General features: G+C 61.8%; 20 protein-coding genes and 2 tRNA genes. 9 read left to right on the top strand and 13 right to left on the bottom strand.

Annotated features, from left to right (window positions below):
* Positions 1–153: 153 nt before the first annotated feature.
* Positions 154–229: transfer RNA gene (locus tag PM2_RS18525), tRNA-Thr, on the bottom strand.
* Between the two features lie 98 nt (positions 230–327).
* Entirely contained in the window at positions 328–576 is a 249-nt protein-coding gene (locus PM2_RS18520; RefSeq protein WP_016714488.1) for a hypothetical protein, read from the bottom strand.
* A gap of 524 nt (positions 577–1,100) precedes the next feature.
* Between PM2_RS18520 and PM2_RS18515 the strand changes: the two genes are divergently transcribed.
* Entirely contained in the window at positions 1,101–1,391 is a 291-nt protein-coding gene (locus PM2_RS18515) for a DUF3077 domain-containing protein (RefSeq protein ID WP_028699082.1), read from the top strand.
* 291 nt (positions 1,392–1,682) lie between these two features.
* On the opposite strand, the gene PM2_RS18510 is transcribed toward PM2_RS18515, so the two are convergent.
* The 5 genes from PM2_RS18510 to PM2_RS18490 all read right to left on the bottom strand — a co-directional run bounded on the left by PM2_RS18510 (position 1,683) and on the right by PM2_RS18490 (position 5,989).
* Positions 1,683–2,888, bottom strand: a complete 1,206-nt coding sequence (locus tag PM2_RS18510; protein ID WP_016714490.1) for a methyltransferase — start codon at positions 2,886–2,888, stop codon at positions 1,683–1,685.
* 127 nt (positions 2,889–3,015) lie between these two features.
* Positions 3,016–3,705, bottom strand: a complete 690-nt coding sequence (locus PM2_RS18505) for an ABC transporter permease (protein WP_016497592.1) — start codon at positions 3,703–3,705, stop codon at positions 3,016–3,018.
* Positions 3,705–4,397, bottom strand: coding sequence for an ABC transporter permease (locus PM2_RS18500; RefSeq protein WP_016714491.1), 693 nt, complete (start codon positions 4,395–4,397; stop codon positions 3,705–3,707). The genes PM2_RS18505 and PM2_RS18500 overlap by 1 nt, the downstream gene beginning before the upstream one ends.
* Positions 4,398–4,451: 54 nt before the next feature.
* A complete protein-coding gene (locus PM2_RS18495) occupies positions 4,452–5,204 on the bottom strand; it encodes an ABC transporter substrate-binding protein (protein WP_011953233.1) in 753 nt (250 codons plus the stop codon).
* 11 nt (positions 5,205–5,215) lie between these two features.
* Complete coding sequence (locus PM2_RS18490) at positions 5,216–5,989, bottom strand: ABC transporter ATP-binding protein (RefSeq protein ID WP_003255746.1); 774 nt, start codon at positions 5,987–5,989, stop codon at positions 5,216–5,218.
* 630 nt (positions 5,990–6,619) lie between these two features.
* Here PM2_RS18490 and gabP point away from each other — a divergent pair.
* Positions 6,620–8,005 carry a GABA permease gene (gene gabP / locus PM2_RS18485; protein ID WP_019096869.1) on the top strand — a complete coding sequence of 462 codons (1,386 nt, stop codon included), beginning with the start codon at positions 6,620–6,622 and terminating at the stop codon, positions 8,003–8,005.
* Between the two features lie 97 nt (positions 8,006–8,102).
* Here gabP and PM2_RS18480 read toward each other — a convergent pair whose 3' ends face one another.
* Positions 8,103–8,546 (bottom strand): hypothetical protein, encoded by a 444-nt coding sequence (locus tag PM2_RS18480; protein WP_016714493.1) that lies wholly within the window; start codon positions 8,544–8,546, stop codon positions 8,103–8,105.
* 221 nt (positions 8,547–8,767) lie between these two features.
* On the opposite strand from PM2_RS18480, the gene PM2_RS18475 reads away from it, so the two are divergent.
* A complete protein-coding gene (locus PM2_RS18475; RefSeq protein WP_016714494.1) occupies positions 8,768–8,989 on the top strand; it encodes a hypothetical protein in 222 nt (73 codons plus the stop codon).
* Positions 8,990–9,046: 57 nt separating this feature from the next.
* Here PM2_RS18475 and ppk2 read toward each other — a convergent pair whose 3' ends face one another.
* The 5 genes from ppk2 to PM2_RS18450 form a co-directional block, all read right to left on the bottom strand.
* A complete protein-coding gene (gene ppk2, locus PM2_RS18470; RefSeq protein WP_016714495.1) occupies positions 9,047–10,027 on the bottom strand; it encodes a polyphosphate kinase 2 in 981 nt (326 codons plus the stop codon).
* A 170-nt stretch (positions 10,028–10,197) separates the two neighbouring features.
* Positions 10,198–10,273, bottom strand: a tRNA-Phe gene (locus PM2_RS18465).
* 90 nt (positions 10,274–10,363) lie between these two features.
* Positions 10,364–10,636: an oxidative damage protection protein gene (locus PM2_RS18460; RefSeq protein WP_003255742.1), complete on the bottom strand. Its 273-nt coding sequence runs from the start codon at positions 10,634–10,636 to the stop codon at positions 10,364–10,366.
* Positions 10,633–11,700, bottom strand: coding sequence for an A/G-specific adenine glycosylase (mutY, locus tag PM2_RS18455; protein WP_016714496.1), 1,068 nt, complete (start codon positions 11,698–11,700; stop codon positions 10,633–10,635). Before mutY ends, PM2_RS18460 begins: the two co-directional genes overlap by 4 nt.
* Entirely contained in the window at positions 11,697–13,955 is a 2,259-nt protein-coding gene (locus tag PM2_RS18450; RefSeq protein WP_028699081.1) for an AsmA family protein, read from the bottom strand. Before PM2_RS18450 ends, mutY begins: the two co-directional genes overlap by 4 nt.
* Before the next feature lie 251 nt (positions 13,956–14,206).
* Between PM2_RS18450 and PM2_RS18445 the strand changes: the two genes are divergently transcribed.
* From PM2_RS18445 to hisF, 6 genes are all read left to right on the top strand, one after another.
* Positions 14,207–15,868, top strand: a complete 1,662-nt coding sequence (locus tag PM2_RS18445) for an OFA family MFS transporter (protein WP_016714498.1) — start codon at positions 14,207–14,209, stop codon at positions 15,866–15,868.
* A gap of 170 nt (positions 15,869–16,038) precedes the next feature.
* Positions 16,039–16,632 (top strand): imidazoleglycerol-phosphate dehydratase HisB, encoded by a 594-nt coding sequence (gene hisB, locus PM2_RS18440; protein ID WP_009682881.1) that lies wholly within the window; start codon positions 16,039–16,041, stop codon positions 16,630–16,632.
* Positions 16,633–17,271, top strand: a complete 639-nt coding sequence (hisH, locus tag PM2_RS18435) for an imidazole glycerol phosphate synthase subunit HisH (protein ID WP_016714499.1) — start codon at positions 16,633–16,635, stop codon at positions 17,269–17,271.
* Entirely contained in the window at positions 17,272–17,532 is a 261-nt protein-coding gene (locus PM2_RS18430; RefSeq protein ID WP_016714500.1) for a DUF2164 domain-containing protein, read from the top strand.
* Between the two features lie 27 nt (positions 17,533–17,559).
* Complete coding sequence (gene hisA / locus PM2_RS18425; RefSeq protein ID WP_016714501.1) at positions 17,560–18,297, top strand: 1-(5-phosphoribosyl)-5-[(5-phosphoribosylamino)methylideneamino]imidazole-4-carboxamide isomerase; 738 nt, start codon at positions 17,560–17,562, stop codon at positions 18,295–18,297.
* A 10-nt stretch (positions 18,298–18,307) separates the two neighbouring features.
* Positions 18,308–19,078, top strand: a complete 771-nt coding sequence (hisF, locus tag PM2_RS18420) for an imidazole glycerol phosphate synthase subunit HisF (RefSeq protein WP_003255729.1) — start codon at positions 18,308–18,310, stop codon at positions 19,076–19,078.
* The last annotated feature ends 16 nt before the right edge of the window (positions 19,079–19,094 follow it).

Here is a 19,094-nt window from a genome sequence, read left to right as displayed (position 1 = left end):
ACTGAGCACTGAGCACTGAGCAGTCTCATTCGGGAGGGTAGCTCCTGAAGGGGGTGGGGGACGAAACGGGGAACGAACGGGGAAAATTCAGAAGTGAATGGCCCGAAAACGAAAAAGGCCCACCGTGAGGTGAGCCTAAGTCGTTGATTTATATGGTGCCGGCACCAGGAATCGAACCCGGGGCCTACTGATTACAAGTCAGTTGCTCTACCATCTGAGCTATACCGGCAATGGGGCGTCATTATAACGATCGTTTGGCGCCTGTAAACCACTTCGTTGCGAATGTTCGCAAAAGACCTAAGTCACCGGCCCAAAAGGAGAATTTTCCTACCAGCCGCGGTGGATCGTGGTAACGCTCGGCTCGCTTTTACCCGGGTTGAAGAACAGCTTGTCGTTGTCGCAGCCGCGCTTGCGGCAGGGGCTTTCGGTGCGCAGGGGCAGGCCGTTGTCGCCGCCCAGTTGCATGCCGGGGTGGTTCCAGCCCAGGTTGCTGTTGGCGTGGGGCGCGGTGCCGCTGGCGCAGCCGGTCAGGGCCAGGGCGAGGGTTAGCAAGGCGAGGGGTTTGGCTTGGGTCACGATGGTCAGGTCCGTTGGTCCACTGTCGGTTCTGGCGCAACGCCAGAAGGTCGCGGGGCTGGCGGGCAGCGCGCGACGTCACTTTTTAAGGATTTGGGGGAGGGATCATACACGGTTGCGAGGGCGGGGTATTAGCCTTGTGTTGCCTGTCAGGGCCTTTTCGCGGGTGAGCCCGTTCCCGCAAGGGCCGCGTAAGCGGCTGCAATCTGTGTAAGGTAATTCTGAACCATGGGGCCAGGCGCTTCAGGGTTTGGCTGCTTAGGAAGTATCCTACGCGCGCCGCCGAAGTATCGCTGTTGTCGGGGAAGTGGCTCACGGATACCGTTTTCGGGTCGCTCTGGCGACCGGGTGTGAGAACCCGACTTTGAACGTATCGGCTGCGTAATGGCGACCGTGCGCGTGCAGACCTTGGTCTGGCCGGGCTTCCTATGTTCACTCGGTTTCTCACCTCGTGCACGGTTGCCGCCTTTGTTCCGTGGGAAAGAATGAACACGGCAACTCCTCTGAACTAGGGAGTTTGAAAATTGAAAACGATCAATACTGATCCCAGCAGCCCCAAGCCAATCACCACCGCAGGCGTGGAAACCTTCCTCGCAGCCGGTAACCCCTCCCTCAACCTACTACGCGTACAGCCCGGCATCCCGGTCGATGCGGCCTATGAGCATGTTTCGATCCTGATGGGCTACATCAAGCACCTGGTGCGCGAGGGGGATATGGAGGATGACCATAAGCTCCTGGGGGCGGCTGATTACTTGTGCGATATGGCCAAGGCGCTGATGAACGATATCGAGATCGCCAAGAGTAAATCGCATTGAAATGAAAGATCGCCGGGGCTGCTTTGCAGCCCTTTCGCGACGCAAGGCCGCTCCCACAAATGACCCCGCAGACGCCTCTTGCGCAAACCACAAGAAATGTTTATGCACAAGTGGCATTGGCGACTTGCGCGAAAGGCATGCCGGATCCATACGCCGCCGGTCTTTGCGCAAACGCCTGTTTTTACTGGGCTTGACGCATAAGCAGGAATAAGCCAAGCGCTTGAAATAGCGCTTGGATCCAACAGGTAATCAAAAGCTTGTTCACAGACTTATCCACAGGTTGTGCTGCGGCTAACGGTCGCGTTCCGCGAGGATAAGCAGGTTGCGCGGCGTCAGCGGGTAGTCGCAGAAAAGGCCCAGGCGCACCTCAAAGCCTTGTTCTTCGAGGAACAGGGCGCGATCGAGCACCAGCCACACCTCCAATGGCCGACGGAACAGGTTGCGCACGCGCTCCAGATTGCGTACTTCGGCCAGGCGTTGCCAGCCGGCGGCTTCCAGAGCGGCCCAGTCCGGGTTGCCATTCAGGGGCAGTTGCTTAAGTTCGGCCAGGTCGCGGCAGTACTGCTCGAAGGGCTTTTCCAGCCAGGCTACCGGCAGCGACGGTGTAGGCAGGTATTCGTCGCGCTGGCGCTGCTGGCGTTGTAGCAGATCGAAGCCCAGGCGCCGGGCCATCGAGGTGTCACGTTGGCGCCGCACGCGAGCCCCGGCGGTAACGGTTTCACTCAGGGGCAGGCCCAGATCGTCCAGCGACAGCTGCAGGCCGGACGCTTGCGCGGCTGTGGATAACGGCTGGTAGTGCTGCACTGCAATGCGGTTGTAGCAGCAAGGGGCTATCGCCAATTGCCGGCAACCTTGCTGGCTGGCCAGTTGCATCAGGCGTACATGCAGGTCGCCGCAGGCGTGCAGGGCAACCACGCTTTTTTCACCCGCCAGGTGGCACGCGCTGTCGCTGGCCATCACATCCTGATGCACATGCTGCGCTGGCAAGTGGTGGTGCGCGCTCAGGGCCTGGCCGGCGGCGACCAGTTCGGCATCGTACTCCAGGCAGGTCAGCTGCTGGCCGGGTTGCAACAGGCGGCGGCCGAGGTGGCCTTTGCCGGAGCACCAGTCCAGCCAGTGGCGGGGCTGGTGGTGGAAGGCCAGGTGGCTGGCGAAGGCTTCGATCTGCTGCCATTTGCGGCCGGGGACTGCGACGTCCAGGCGGTGGGCGGCGGGGGGCAGGTCGGTTTGCGGGAGGCTGCCGAGGGCGGTGAGCTGTTGGGCTTGCTGGGCCAGTTGTGGGAACGGGGCGGGCAAGGCATCAGCTGCGCTATCGGTTTCGGCGTCGGCCAGCGAGCATTGGCGCAGGTGGGTGGCCAGCTCGGGGTGGGTGGTTTCCCAGTCCAGGCGCAGGGTGGTGAAGGGGCGGGGTTTCCACAGCTGTTGGTGCTCGATCAGGAACTGGTCGAGGGCCTGGAAGCGGGTGCTTAGGTGGTGGCTGTGGAGGTAGCTGGGCATGGGAGGATTTGGGTTGGGTTTGAGGGCCTCTTCGCGGGTGAACCCGCTCCCACAGGATTAGCACAGGTTTCAAGGCCTGTGATGTACCTGTGGGAGCCGGTTTACCCGCGAAATGGCCAGTAAGGTCTCAGCGACCCTGGCAGGCGTCGACGCGCAACCAACGTTCCAGCAGCTTGAAACCTTGCACCAGCAAGAACGAGATCACCAAGTAGAACACGCCTGCGGCAAAGAAGATCTCCACCGGCAGGTAGGTGCGGGCGATGATGGTACGGGCCATGCCGGTCAGTTCCAGCAGGGTTACGGTACTGGCCAGGGCACTGGCCTTGAGCATCAGGATCACTTCGTTGCTGTACGCCGGCAGGCCGATGCGCGCAGCACGCGGCAGCATGATGTAGAACAGTGCCTTGCCACGCGACATGCCCAGCGCCCGTGCCGCTTCTATCTCACCTTTGGGGATCGATTGCAGCGCGCCGCGCAGGATCTCGGCGATGTAGGCGGCGGTGTGCAGGGTCATGGTCAGCACCGTGCACCAGAACGGATCGCGCAGGTACGGCCACAGCGAACTCGAACGCACGGCATCGAACTGCGCCAGGCCGTAGTAGACCAGGAACAGCTGCACCAGCAGCGGCGTGCCGCGGAAGAAGAAGATGTAGCTGAACGGCACAGCGCGCACGTACCAGTGGCGCGAGGAGCGGGCGATGCCCAGCGGGATGGCCAGGATCAAACCGGCAACCACCGCAATGGCCACCAGCTCCAGGGTCAGGACCGCGCCCTCGGCCAGGCGTGGCAGCCATTTGAAGATGACTTCCCAATTCATTATTCGGCCCTCGCAAAGCCGCGAGCGGCGCGTTTTTCCATGAAGTGCATGCCGGTCATGGCGATGACGGTCAGGCTCAGGTAGATGCAGGCCGCCACCATGTAGAAGGTGAACGGCTCTTTGGTCACGGTCACGCCGATTTGCGCGTGGCGCATGATTTCTTCCAGGCCGATCACCGACACCAGCGCGGTGTCCTTCATCAGGATCATGAACAGGTTGCCAAGGCCGGGCAGGGCGATGCGCCACATCTGCGGCAAAATGATCCGCGAGAGGATGCGGCCCTTGGACAGGCCCAGCGCCAGGCCGGCTTCACGGTGGCCCTTGGGGATTGCCAGGATGGCGCCACGGAACACTTCGGTGGCGTAGGCGCCGAAACACAGGCCGAGGGCGATCACGCCCGCCGCGAAGGCACTCAGCTCAAGGCCTGGCAGGTTCAAGGCCTCGCCGAGGGCGTTCATCAACCCGACGGTGCCGAAATAAATAAGCAGAACCCACAGCAGTTCGGGCACGCCACGAACCAGGGTCGAGTAGAAACCGCCAAGCCATTGCAGTGGCTTGACCGAGGAGGTTTTGGCCAGGGCGCCGAGCAGGCCCAGCACCAGCCCCAGCAGCAAGGCGCAAAGCGCCAGTTTTACGGTCATCAGGGTGCCGGCCATCATGGCCGGACCGAATCCGTGCAGGTCGATATTCATGGGCAGGTCATATTAGGGACTGGCGCGCCACGGGTGCGCGCCGGTCGGGGCGGGTCATTCGATGCTGAACGGGAAGTACTTGTCGTTGATCTTCTTGTACGTGCCGTCGGCCTTGATTTCGGCCAGGGCTTTGTTCAGGTCGTCGCGCAGCTTGGTGTCACCTTTGCGCACGGCAATGCCGATCTTGTCGCTGTCCATCACTGGCTCGCCCTTGAACTCGAAGTTCGAGCCGTCTTTGCTCTTCAGCCACTCGTATTGCACGTACTTGTCGGCCAGGATGCCGTCGATGCGGCCGGACACCAGGTCCAGGTAGGCGTTTTCCTGGGTGTCGTACAGCTTGATGTCGACGCCTTTGAAGTTGTCTTCCAGGTAGGTACCGGCCAGGGTGGCGCGCTGGGTGCCGATGACCTTGCCCTTCAACGACTCTTTGTCAGTCTTGAAGTCGACATTCTTCGGCGCAATGAACTGCAGCTTGTTGGAGTAGTACGGCTCGGTGAAGTCCACGGCCTGCTTGCGCTCGTCGGTGATCGACAGCGACGACACCAGGAAGTCGAACTTCTTGGCGTTCAGGGCCGGGATGATGCCGTCCCAGTCGGAGGTGACGACCGAGCACTCGACTTTCATCTTGGCGCACAGGGCGTCGCCGATGTCTTTATCGAAGCCGACCACGTTACCGCTGGCGTCCTTGTTGTTGAACGGTGGGTAGGCGGCTTCGATGCCCATGCGCAGTTTTTCTGCGGCCATGGCGTTTGCCGACATCACCAGCGTGGCAGCAGCTGCCAGGAGGAACTTCTTGTAAGTGTGCATGTATTGCTCCGTTAGCGGTGGCTGGACATGAATTGCTTGCAACGCGCCGAGGTCGGGTTTTCGAAGACCTGTTGCGGCGATCCCTGCTCTTCTACCAGGCCCTGGTGCAGGAAGACGACTTCACTGGACACATGGCGGGCAAAGCTCATCTCGTGCGTTACCAGCAGCATGGTACGGCCTTCTTCGGCCAGTGCGCGGATAACGTTAAGCACTTCCTGGACCATTTCCGGATCGAGTGCCGAGGTTGGCTCGTCGAACAGGATGACCTTGGGCTTCATGGCCAGGGTACGGGCAATGGCGGCGCGCTGTTGCTGGCCACCGGAAAGCTGGGCGGGGTAGCTGTGGCGTTTGTCGTAGATGCCAACCTTGTTCAGCAGCGCTTCGGCGGCCTCGATGGCCTCGGCCTTGCTTTGGCCGAGCACGCGGCGTGGCGCCTCGATGATGTTGTCGAGGATCGACATGTGCGGCCACAGGTTGAAGTTCTGGAAGACAAAGCCGATTTCGCTACGCAGGCGGTTGATCTGGCGATTGTCGGCTGCGATCAGGTCGCCGTTCTTGGCGGCCTTGAGCTTGAGGGCTTCGCCGGCAACCAGGATTTCGCCCTGGTGTGGGTTCTCGAGTAGGTTGATGCAGCGCAGCAAGGTGGACTTGCCGGAGCCGGACGACCCCAGGATGGAGATCACGTCACCGTCGCGTGCGGTCAGCGAAATGCCCTTGAGAATTTCCTGCTCGCCGTAGCGTTTGTGCAGATTGCGGATTTCCAGCGCGGGCGTGGCCTGAGCCATGTGCGGTCCTCATGTGTTCGGGTGCGTTCCCAGCTGTTGGCGGCCTTCCTGGCGTGCGCCAAGCTAGCATAGCGGCATTATGACGGCCAACAGGGTCGCCGGGGACTGTGGGCACTGGTGGGGCAGTTTGTCGCATCGCTACAGCGTAACGTCGCGCAGATGTCCGCGAAGGTGTCGCCCAGCACCAGAGCCTTGATGAAAAAAGGCGCGATGGTGCCAGCTTTGGCCCGCTCATGGAAGCGGTTTTGGCCCATTCAAGGGGTAAACCCTACCTTCAGCTAGCAGACGCGGGTTTACCCGCGAAGGCGTCATGCGTTGATCAGGTTGTACCTGAGGGTTGCACTTTTTTGCATTGCGGCGGTGCACAGGTGTTACCGAGGAGCACCTTTGGTGCGTTTGTAAGTGGGTATTTCAGTAATCCGATGATTTGGCGCCCTTTCGGTCAAGGTGTGGCCGAAAGCCCTCCAAACCGTGTCCTAAAAGGCCTGCGGAATTTTCTGACGAATGCATTCAGCACATGGCGCGCTTATTGCCAGTAGGAAACCGCCGATTGCAGCGACGCCTAGGTCAACCCTTGGCGCGCTCCGTACCCGCAGTCGGAGTGGTCCACTCCTTACAAAGGTAGTTTCAATGAGCGGTAACAATTCCAATGACCTCGCTCAGGGGCTCAAACAACGGCATGTCACCATGCTGTCCATCGCTGGCGTCATCGGTGCCGGCCTGTTCGTAGGCTCCGGCCACGCCATCGCAGCGGCCGGCCCGGCCGTGCTGCTGGCTTACGCCGCTGCCGGTACGCTGGTTGTGCTGGTGATGCGCATGCTGGGTGAAATGGCGGTCGCTTCGCCAGACACCGGTTCGTTCTCTACATACGCCGACCGCGCCATCGGGCGTTGGGCCGGTTTCACCATTGGCTGGCTGTACTGGTGGTTCTGGGTGCTGGTGATTCCGCTGGAGGCCAACGCCGCCGCCGCCATCCTGCACGCCTGGTTCCCTGCGGTCGACCTGTGGGCGTTTTCCCTCATCATTACCTTGGCGCTGACCCTGACCAACCTGTGCAGCGTGAAGAACTACGGCGAGTTCGAGTTCTGGTTCGCCCTGCTCAAGGTGCTGGCGATCATCGGCTTCATCGCCGTAGGTTGTGCTGCCATGTTCGGCTTCGTGCCAAGCAGCCAGGTGAGCGGTGCCAGCCACCTGTTCGATACCCAAGGCTTCATGCCCAACGGCTTGGGCGCGGTGCTGGCAGCCATGCTGACCACCATGTTCTCGTTCATGGGTACTGAAATTGTCACCATCGCCGCTGCCGAGTCGAAGGACCCGGGCAAGCAGATCAGCCGCGCCACCAACTCGGTGATCTGGCGTATCTGCCTGTTCTACCTGGTGTCTATTTTCCTGGTGGTGGCCCTGGTGCCGTGGAACGACCCGGCCTTGGCTGAAACGGGCTCCTATCAGACCGTGCTGAGCCGCATTGGCGTGCCGAATGCCAAGCTGATCGTCGACATCGTCGTGCTGATTGCCGTTACCAGCTGCCTGAACTCGGCGCTGTACACGTCTTCGCGCATGCTGTTCTCGCTGAGCAAGCGTGGCGACGCCCCGGCCATTGCCCAGCGCACCACCAAGTCGGCGACCCCGCATGTGGCGGTATTGCTGTCCACTGCCGCAGCGTTCCTCTGTGTGTTCGCCAACTTCGTGGCACCGGCCCAGGTGTTCGAGTTCCTGCTGGCCAGCTCGGGTGCCATTGCGCTGCTGGTGTACCTGGTGATTGCCGTGTCGCAACTGCGCATGCGTGCCCAGCGTGAAGCCCGCGGCGAGAAAATTACCTTCAAGATGTGGCTGTTCCCGGGCCTGACCTGGGCGACCATTGCCTTCATCGTTGCCATTCTGGTGGTGATGGCGCTGCGTGAAGACCACCGTGCGGAGATCATCGCGACTGCGCTGCTGAGCATTGGTGTGGTAGCGGCTGGCTTGCTGGTGCACCGCAAGCGTGAAGCTGCCGGGCGGGTGGCGCTGGATAACTGATTTGCGCTGGCTGTAACGAAAAGGCCGCGCCCTGTGAAGGGCGCGGCCTTTTTTGTTGCCTGTGCCGGCCCTTTCGCGGGCAGGTTACATGGCTCTGTCAGCCAAACTGTTTCTGCTGTTGCTGCTGCTTGGCCACCAGCTCGGAAGCGGCGATATAAGCCTCCTGGAACTCATCGCTCTCCAGCCAGGCCATGGTGGCCTCTTCATCAGCGCCGTCCAGCCATTTGCGGTAGGCGTTGAACACCAGCACGATGTAGTCGGTGGCGTGTTCTTCCTTGTGTCCCTTGAGCACCAGGGCCAGCAGCGGGTCTACCAGGAACACCGAAATCATCGGTACCAGGCCGCCCTCCTGGGCTTCCTTCATCTTGTTGAACATGGTGTCGTAGCTGCCCGATTCCATGGCCTTCTTGTACACCTGCTCGACGCTGGCGCTGTCACCGGCACTGGCCTTGACCGCCTGGCCGCTGCGTACCATGCGGTTTTGCTTGGCCTTGCTGGCGGCGCGCTTGGCGCGTTTCTGTTGCTTGGTAGGGGTGGCCATGGGGCAAGTCCTGGGGTTGTCTGAAAGTGCGCTATTGAAGCGCAATTACCCGAGAAACCCAAGCTGTGTGGTAGCGCTGCGCAGGCTGGCGGGATCTGACATGGATCCTCATCCAGATTATGTCGGCCAGGTGCGCGCTATAGCTTCTCTCTCGCTGTAGCCCAGTCCTACGCCATGTCGGCGTTTGGAAAATGCGCAAGTGTGCGCTGAGAGGAAGAGCCATGAAACATTACTATCTCGTAACCCTTTACGGCTATGACGAAGAGGGAGATCTTTACTTTCCGACTGTGTTCGCCAAGTGCAATCAACAGCTGATCACGAAGGCTGACTTGATTGCATGTATCGAGGATGGCGAAAAGCACGGTGAGCTTCAGTTGCACGCAATCGCCTACATGGGGCACATGACCGAGGACGCTTTCGAGCACCTTCGCTCCGTCGCGTAAGCGGCAGCCCGCAGCCCTTTTCCGGGCTGCGGGTGGCTGCCGATGGCATCTTGAGCTTCAGGCTGCTGGCTGAGCTCCCTCGTCTTCTTCGAAACCTCGCGAGGCCCGGCCAACCAGCAGCGGGTCGGGAGCATGTGCTACGTGAGGGTTTTTACCTGGATAGTCCAGTGCATGCAGAAAGTGGCGGATGCAGTTGATCCGTGCACGCTTCTTGTCATCGGACTTGATCACTGTCCACGGTGCATCGGCGGTGTCGGTATGGAAGAACATCGCTTCCTTGGCGCCGGTGTAATCATCCCACTTGTCTAGTGACTTGATATCGATGGGCGACAGCTTCCAGTGTTTGAGCGGGTCGTCACGGCGCGAAATGAAGCGGCGCAGTTGCTCTTCGCGGTTTACCGAAAACCAGTACTTGAACAGCAGGATGCCGCTGTTGCACAGCATGCGCTCCAGGTCCGGGGCTTGGCGCATGAACTCCAGGTACTGCAGCGGTGTGCAGAATTCCATCACCTTCTCGACCCCGGCGCGGTTGTACCAGGAACGATCGAAGAACACCATTTCACCTGCGGTGGGCAGGTGCTGGATGTAGCGCTGGAAATACCACTGGCCCTGTTCCTGCTCGGAAGGTTTCTCCAGTGCGACGATGCGGGCGCCACGGGGGTTGAGGTGCTCCATGAAACGCTTGATGGTGCCACCCTTGCCTGCGGCATCGCGCCCTTCGAACAGGATCACCACGCGCTGGCCGGTTTCCTTCACCCAGCTTTGTACCTTCAGCAACTCGATCTGCAGCGCATGCTTGGCTTTTTCGTAGTCCTGGCGTCGCAGGCGGGTGCGGTAGGGGTAGCTCGCCGGCAGGCGCGCCGAGGTGCTGTCTTCGTTGCTGCCTTTGGGGGCGGTGGCCACTTCCAGTGCGGCGGGTTGCTGGCTGATGGTGGTGATCGTCGGTTCCGGCTTGCGCTGGCGTGGGCGCCGGGTGCGGACTGGATTGGTGGCGGGTTCGCTAGGGGCGGGGAGCAGGAGGGGGGATTCTTCGCTCATGGAGGTCCTTGCTGATCGATTCGGATGTCCGTCTCTGATTCTGAAGGTGGGCGAATGCTGGCTATTTGATGCTGGTCAATGAGCAGAAATTGTAGACAACAAAAAACCCGCACTAGGCGGGTTTCTTGTTGTCGCTTCGGGTAACTTTGCAACCACCAGAAGCTTGAAGGTGGTGCCCAGAGACGGAGTCGAACCGCCGACACGAGGATTTTCAATCCTCTGCTCTACCGACTGAGCTATCTGGGCGACGAGGTGAATTAAATAGATTTCCGGACCGCTCGTCAACGACTTTTTGAAAAAATTTTAAATTAATTCCGTCGCTTACGATTTTTGGGGTCATTCAGCCGGTGGAACGTAGCCTTCCGCCTGCGCGTATTCTTCGCCGGCGAAAAACTTGTCCATCTCGGCCTGGAGGAATTTGCGGTCCTCGGCGTTCATCATGTTCAGGCGCTTTTCGTTGATCAGCATGGTCTGGTGCTTCTGCCAGTCGGCCCAGGCCTTCTGCGAGATGTGTTCGAAGATGTCCTGGCCCTTGGCGCCTGGGTAGGGCGGGCGTTCCAGGCCTGGCAGTTCTTCTTGGTACTTGCGGCACATCACGGTGCGGGTCATCGGGCGTCTCCTGCAATCAGTTCGTCGGCCGCGCGTTTAAGCAGCTTTTTCACCGGGGCGGCAAGGCCAAGGCGCGGCGGGGTGGCGAGGTTATACCAGAGCCAGTCGGCCTCGGCCATGTGCTGGCCGACCGAGTCGACGCGCACCAGCCAGGGCTCGATGGCCAGCTGAAAGTGGCTGAAGGTGTGGGTCAGGCCGTCCATGGCGCGGCTGTCAGCCAGGCGCAGGCCATGCTGGTAGGCCAGGTCATCGAGCTGGGTGATGTCGTCCAGTTCCGGCAGGCTCCACAACCCCCCCCACAGCCCGCTGGAGGGGCGGCGGTACAGCAGGATGGCGCCTTCGTGGTTGGCCAGCAGTGGCATCAGCGTGCGCCGCTGCGGCAGTGCCTTGCGCGGCTTGGGCTCGGGGTAGCGGGTTTCTTCACCGTGTAGGTGCGCTTCGCAGCCGCGCTGCAGCGGGCAGATCAGGCAGCTGGGCTTGCTGCGCGTGCACAGCGTGGCGCCCATGTCCATCATCGCCTGGGTGTAGTGGTTGGCGCGTTGGTGCGGGGTAAAGCGCTCGGCCGTGGCCCACAGCTGGTTGGCCACCTTGGGTTCGCCGGGGTAGCCCGCCTGGGCGGTGTAGCGGGCCAGTACGCGCTTGACGTTGCCGTCCAGGATTGGCGCGCGGATGCCCAGGCTGATGCTGGCGATAGCGCCTGCGGTGGAGCGGCCGATGCCGGGCAGCTCGGTGAGCTGCTCGACACTGCGTGGGAATTCGCCGCCGTGTTGCTCGACGACGATCCTGGCGGCCTTTTGCAGGTTGCGTGCACGGGTGTAATAGCCCAGCCCTGTCCACAGGTGCAGCACTTCGTCCTCCGGCGCTTCGGCCAAGGCCTGCACGGTCGGCAGGGCCTGCATGAAGCGGTCGAAGTAGTTGAGCACGGTGCTGACCTGGGTCTGCTGCAACATGATTTCCGACACCCACACCCGGTACGGGGTGATGCCCTGTTGCCAGGGCAGGTCGTGCCGGCCGTGCTCGTCATACCAATCCAGCACAGCGCTGGAGAACTGCTCGGGGCTCATCGCTTGAACAGCCCCTTGAGCGCGTCTTTCACTTCCGGGCTCACTTTGTCTCCGAGTTTTTCATCAAGCTTTTCGTCAATCTTGTCTTTCAGGCGGTTGCCGGCCAGCTTGGCCGCGACTTTGCCCAGGCCGTTCTGGTCCAGGCGACAGGCCTTGGCGCCAAGTTCCAGCGGGCCACGGCAGCGCAGCGGCACTTCAACGCCAACGTAGCGTTCGTTGACCTGGCAGGCTGGGTCCGGCATGGCGCGCTGGTCGCCTTCGACGATCACACCCAGGTTGTAGTCCATGCCCAGCACCCGCAGGTCGAGGTCGCCGTTACCGTTCACGGTCAGGCCCGGGATGCGTGCCTTGAGGTCGGGGTTGCTGGCGACGCCATTGCGCACCACCAGGCTGCCGCGCAGCTCCTGGAACGGGGTGTCCTTGCCCCGTGGCTCGCCGCTCAGGGTCTTGCGGTTGAGCGTGGCGATGGCCTGGCACAGCTGCTGCTCCAGGTTGGCGTTGACCAGCACGCCATCGTTGATGGTGAAGTTTGCGCTGCCATTAAGGGTGTCGACCAGTGCCTTCTGGCTGTTGCCGGTGGCGGTCAGATCACTGGTCAGGGTCAGCAGGCCCTTCACAGGGGGTGCCTGCTCCTTGCCTTCGGTCTTGATGAAGTGTTCCACCGGCACCCGCTGGATGTTGGTGTTCACACCCAGTTGCGGGACGGCAGGGCGTACGTCGACCGTGCCCTTGGCTTCGAAGGTGCCGTTGTACAGCTCGCCGCGCAGGGTTTGCAGGGTCAGCAGGCCGCCCTGGCCGATGGCCTTGAGCTGGGCGTCTTCGATCGGCAGTTTGTCCAGGGTCAGCGAACTGAAGGCCAGGTCGGCCTGCAGGTCCAGGGCCCGCAGGCGGTCGACGGGCAGCAACTTGTCGTCGCTCCAGGCCACTTGGGTCGGGGCATTTGGCAGTGGCGTGGTACCCGCACCGGCTACGGCGCTGGCCTCTTGCTGCTTGACCTCGGCCTGGCGCGCAGCGGTGGCGCCCTTGGCTTCTTCGCTCTTGGCGGGGAAGTAGCGGTCGGCGTCAAAGGCATCGCCCTTGAGCTGCAGGCGCAGGGCCTGCTTGGCGAAGTCTTCCACGGCCACGCGGCCGCTGAAGGTGCTGTCGTCCAGCTTTACGGCCAGGTCTTCCAGCGCCAGGCTGTTGGGCGTGCCCTGCAGGCGGGTGACCAGCTCCAGCTTGGCGAAGGCCGCCGGATCGTTGGTAGCCGGCAGCGGTCGGCCAATGCTGTCGAGGAAGGTGCGCAGGTTGAACTGGGCAATGGAAAGGCCGCCGCTCAGTTGTGGCGCCTTGTCCAGGTCACGCAGGTTCAGCTCGCCCAGGGCGCGTAGCTGGTTGGCCGAGACTTTCAGGCCGTTCCAGGAGGCGACATTGGCAGCCAGGTCGACCAGCAGCTGGCCTTGGGCGGCGAATGTCACGGTCTTGCCGCCGGTGGGTTCACCCGAGGTTTCGCCCGACAGGCGCATGTCTTCGAAGTTGTAGCGCTTGAGCTTGCGGTCGAAGCGCAGCTCGCCGGCCAGTTCGGTGCGGGCTTTGATGTTCGGCTCGCTGGCGCTGATGAAGGCGCTGGCCTTGAGCGGAATGTTGGCGCCTTCGTGGACCGGGCCCGTGCTTAGCTGGATGCTTTCGGCGCTATAGCTTTGGCCGGTCTTGGCATCGGTGTACTGCACGCGGGCGTTGTTCACGGTCAGGCTGTCGATGTCCAGCTTGACGGCACGCTCGTTGCCTTCGGCAGGTGCCGGCTTCTGTTCAGCGGGTGCCTGAACGGTGGCATTGGCCTGTGCATCGGCTGGGGTGCCGTTTTGCGCGGGCAGCGGTTTGCCGATGTCTTCCCAGTTGCCGTGGCCGTGTTCGTCACGGGCCAGGGTCAGGTTCAGGCCCTCGACGCGTACGTCGCTCATCTGCACTTCGCGGCGCAGCAGCGGCAGCACACGCACGGACAGGCCGAGCATTTGCAGGTCGGCGAACGGTTCCTTGGGTTTGGCCAGGGTGGCAATGCTGGCCTCATGCAGCTCCAGGCCTAGCCACGGGAACAGGCTCCAGCCGATATCCCCGTCGAGTGTCAGTTCGACGTTAGCCTTGTCGCGTGCCAGCTGGCGAATCTCGTCTTTGTAGTCGTTGGGATCAAAGAGGTGGGTCAGGGCGAAGCCCAGCGCCACGATGATCAGCAGCAACCCGAGAAGCCCCAGTCCCAGGATTTTGCCGAACGCTTTCATGGGCGAGTCCTTGTAGTCCGTTAGTGAAATTCAGGCGGCAGAGTATAACGCCGCAGTGGTTGTCCCTGCGTATTCGACCAGAGATACAGGGCATTTCTTACGGTTACAGCAGATGGTACGGCTTTCCACAAGCAAAACATGACCGTTTCAGCCGGGCAAAAATTAACGATATCAGACTGCTTTCACGCTACTTGGCTCTGCTACCCTTGCGCCGCTTTGCGAGCACCCTCCCTATAAAAAGGATCAGATCCATGACCAGTACCGTCGCAACCGGCTCTGTGGCCAGTGCGCCTGGCTTCCTGTCGAAGGAACGCATCATCGCCCGCCCGGGCTTCAACCGCTGGCTGGTCCCGCCAGCCGCCTTGGCCATTCACCTGTGCATCGGCATGGCCTATGGTTTCTCGGTGTTCTGGTTGCCCCTTTCGCAAGCCCTCGGCATCACCGCTCCTATCGCCTGTGCAGCGGACATGGGCTTCATGGCCCGTATGTTCAGCGCCGAATGCGACTGGCCGATCTCGATGCTGAGCTGGATCTACACCCTGTTCTTTGTTTTCCTGGGTTGCTCGGCGGCCGTGCTGGGCGGCTGGCTGGAGCACGCCGGCCCGCGCAAGGCCGGCCTGGTCTCGGCGCTGTGCTGGTGCGGCGGCATGCTGATCTCGGCCATTGGCGTGAAAACCCACCAGCTGTGGCTGATGTGGCTGGGCTCCGGTGTAATCGGCGGTATCGGCCTGGGGCTGGGCTATATCTCCCCCGTGTCGACGCTGATCAAATGGTTCCCTGACAAACGCGGCATGGCCACCGGCATGGCGATCATGGGCTTTGGCGGCGGAGCCATGGTGGGTGCGCCACTGGCCACTGCGCTGATGGGGCACTTTGGCAATGAGCACGAAGTGGGCGTATGGCAGAGCTTCGTCGCCATGGCGGCGATCTACTTTGTGTTCATGACCGCTGGCGCCCTGGCGTACCGCGTGCCGCCGACTGGCTGGAAGCCCGAAGGCTGGGTCGCTCCGGCCAAAAAAGCCGGCAATGCCATGGTCACCGACCGCCATGTGCACGTCAGCGTGGCCTGGAAAACCCCACAATTCGCCTTGATCTGGCTGGTGCTGTGCCTGAACGTGTCGGCCGGCATCGGCATTCTCGGCATGGCATCGCCACTGCTGCAGGAAGTGTTCGCGGGCAAGTTGCTGGGCAACGAGCTGACGTTCAGTGAGCTGAATGCGGCTCAGTTGGCGCAGATCGCCGCGATTGCTGCCGGCTTTACCGGCCTGTTGAGCCTGTTCAACATCGGCGGGCGGTTCTTCTGGGCGTCGTTCTCCGACTACATCGGCCGCAAGAACACCTACTTCGCCTTCTTCGCCCTGGGTGTGGGCCTGTACAGCCTGGTGCCGAACATGGGGCACCTGGGTAACGTTGCGCTGTTCGTGGCGGCGTTCTGCATCATCCTTTCAATGTATGGCGGTGGTTTTGCCACGGTGCCGGCGTACCTGGCCGACCTGTTCGGTACGCAGATGGTCGGGGCCATTCATGGTCGCCTGCTGACCGCCTGGGCGGCGGCGGGGGTATTGGGGCCAGTGTTGATCACCTACCTGCGCGAATACCAACTGGCGGCAGGGGTAGAGCGTGCGGCGGCCTACGACATGACCTTGTACATCCTCGCCGGCCTGCTGGTGCTGGGCTTTATCTGCAACATGCTGGTGCGGCCGGTCGCCGACAAGCACTTCATGAGCGATGCCGAACTGGCGGCCGAGCGAGCGTTGAGCCATGACAAAGGGGCCGACGGTGCGCGGTCGCTGGAGTGGAAAGCCGCACCGGGCAGCCTGCCGCTGGTGCTGCTGGCCTGGGCGGTGGTGGTTGTGCCGTTGGCCTGGGGGGTGTGGGTAACCTTGCAGAAAACGGCGGCGCTGTTCCACTGATCCCGGACATCGGGGTTGCAAAGCAGCCCCGATTACTGGCTTGTATAGACTTGTAGCAGCATCCAGCCCTTGTAATTCCTCGTTTTGCCATATGTCATCCGCGTTTCAAGCTGGCGCGTTCTGGGCCTATAATGGAGCCCTTTTCGCCCAATGATTTTGCGGAGCTGGTGATGGTCGAACGTAAGGCTTCCGTCGAGCGCAATACCCTGGAAACCCAGGTCAAGTGCTCGATCAACCTCGATGGCAGTGGCAAGGCCCGATTCGATATCGGCGTGCCTTTCCTTGAACACATGCTGGACCAGATCGCCCGCCATGGGCTGATCGATCTGGATATCGAGTGCAAGGGTGACACGCATATCGACGATCACCATACCGTCGAAGACGTCGGTATCACCCTGGGCATGGCATTCGCCCAGGCCATCGGTGACAAGAAAGGCATCTTCCGCTACGGCCACGCCTACGTGCCGCTGGACGAAGCACTGTCGCGCGTGGTCATCGACTTCTCCGGCCGCCCAGGCCTGCAGATGCATGTGCCGTACACCCGTGCCAGCGTCGGTGGCTTCGATGTCGACCTGTTCCAGGAGTTCTTCCAGGGCTTCGTCAACCACGCCCTGGTCACCCTGCACATCGACAACCTGCGTGGCCACAACACCCACCACCAGATCGAAACCGTGTTCAAAGCTTTCGGCCGCGCCCTGCGTATGGCCGTGACCCTCGACGAGCGCATGGCCGGGCAAATGCCGTCGACCAAAGGGTGCCTGTAAATGCAGACGGTAGCCGTAATCGACTATGGCATGGGCAACCTGCACTCGGTGGCCAAGGCGCTTGAGCACGTCGGCGCCGGCAAGGTGCTGGTCACCAGCGACGCTGCGGTCATCCGTGAAGCTGACCGCGTGGTGTTCCCGGGTGTAGGCGCGATCCGCGACTGCATGGCCGAAATCCGCCGCCTGGGCTTCGACAGCCTGGTGCGTGAAGTGAGCCAGGACCGTCCGTTCCTCGGTATCTGCGTCGGTATGCAGGCATTGCTTGAGCACAGCGAAGAGAACGACGGTGTCGACTGCATCGGCCTGTTCCCTGGCCAGGTGCGCTTCTTCGGCAAAGACCTGAAAGAAGACGGCGAGCACCTGAAGGTGCCGCACATGGGCTGGAACGAAGTGGGCCAGACCATCGATCACCCGCTGTGGCACGACATCCCCGACCGCGCGCGCTTCTACTTCGTGCACAGCTACTACATCAATGCCGGCAAGCCGGGCCAGGTGGTCGGTCGCGGCCATTACGGTGTCGATTTCGCCGCTGCGCTGGCCGATGGCTCGCGCTTTGCCGTGCAGTTCCACCCGGAGAAGAGCCATACCCATGGCCTGCAGTTGCTGCAGAACTTCGTCGCCTGGGACGGGCGCTGGTAAATGAGCAGGTCGAAGACCAAGGCCCCGGTCATTACCCTGGCCCCCGAGCAGGAGCGCGATGCGCTCGACACGCTCAAGCGCTTCCTCGAAGACCGTTTCGAGCTGCAGCTGGGGTCGTTCGAGGTGGCCGAGGTCCTCGAGCTGTTCAGCAAAGAAATTGCACCCCATTACTACAACAGGGCGATTGCCGATGTTCAGCTGCACCTCAAGGAGCGGTTCGAGAGCATCGAAAGTGATCTGTGGGCGCTCGAAAAGCCCTGAAACCCCAAGAACAGACAGGTTCCCAAGATGCTGATTATCCCCGCTATCGATCTGAAGGACGGTGCCTGCGTGCGCCTGCGCCAGGGCCGCATGGAAGACTCCACGGTATTTTCCGACGACCCGGTGAGCATGGCCGCCAAGTGGGTCGAGGGTGGCTGCCGCCGCCTGCACCTGGTCGACCTCAACGGCGCCTTCGAAGGCCAGCCGGTCAACGGTGAAGTGGTCACCGCCATCGCCAAGCGCTACCCGACCCTGCCGATCCAGATCGGCGGCGGCATCCGCTCGCTGGAAACCATCGAGCACTACGTCAAGGCGGGCGTCAGCTACGTCATCATCGGCACCAAGGCGGTCAAAGAGCCTGAGTTTGTGGCCGAAGCGTGCAAGGCCTTCCCGGGCAAGGTCATCGTTGGCCTGGATGCCAAAGACGGCTTCGTTGCCACCGATGGCTGGGCCGAAGTCAGCGCGGTACAGGTTATCGACCTGGCCAAGCGTTTCGAGGCGGATGGCGTGTCGTCGATCGTCTACACCGACATCGCCAAGGACGGGATGATGCAGGGCTGCAACGTGCCGTTCACCAAGGCACTGGCCGAAGCCACCCGCATTCCGGTAATCGCCTCGGGCGGCATCCACAACCTGGGGGACATCAAGGCCCTGCTGGACGCCAAGGCCCCCGGCATTATCGGCGCCATCACCGGCCGTGCCATCTACGAAGGCACCCTCGATGTCGCCGAGGCTCAGGCCTTCTGCGACAACTACCAAGGCTGAGGACTGAACCATGGCACTGGCCAAGCGCATCATCCCTTGCCTGGACGTGGACAACGGCCGGGTGGTCAAGGGCGTCAAGTTCGAGAACATCCGTGATGCCGGCGACCCGGTGGAAATCGCCCGTCGCTACGACGAGCAGGGTGCCGACGAAATCACCTTCCTCGACATCACCGCCAGCGTCGATGGCCGCGACACCACCTTGCATACCGTCGAGCGCATGGCCAGCCAGGTGTTCATACCGCTGACCGTGGGCGGTGGCGTGCGCACCGTACAGGACATCCGCAACCTGCTCAATGCCGGTGCCGACAAGGTATCGATCAACACGGCGGCGGTGTTCAACCCGGAGTTCGTGGGCGAGGCGGCGGACCGTTTCGGTTCGCAGTGCATCGTTGTCGCGATCGACGCGAAGAAGGTGTCCGGGCCGGGTGAAGCACCGCGCTGGGAAATCTTCACCCACGGCGGGCGCAAGCCGACCGGGCTGGATGCAGTCGAGTGGGCGAAGAAGATGGAAGGCCTGGGGGCTGGCGAGATCCTGCTGACCAGCATGGACCAGGACGGCATGAAGAACGGCTTTGACCTGGGCGTTACCCGTGCTATCAGCGATGCGCTGGGTATTCCGGTGATTGCTTCGGGTGGTGTGGGTAACCTGCAGCACCTGGCGGACGGCATTCTGGAAGGGCATGCCAGTGCGGTGCTGGCGGCCAGTATCTTCCACTTTGGCGAGTACACGGTGCCTGAGGCCAAGGCTTATATGGCTTCGCGCGGCATCGTCGTTCGCTGATCCAGTGATTGGGGCC

This window comes from Pseudomonas monteilii NBRC 103158 = DSM 14164 (assembly GCF_000730605.1).
In the GTDB taxonomy this organism is placed as follows: Bacteria; Pseudomonadota; Gammaproteobacteria; order Pseudomonadales; family Pseudomonadaceae; genus Aquipseudomonas; species Aquipseudomonas monteilii.
This window is presented reverse-complemented; position numbering and strand designations above follow the sequence as displayed.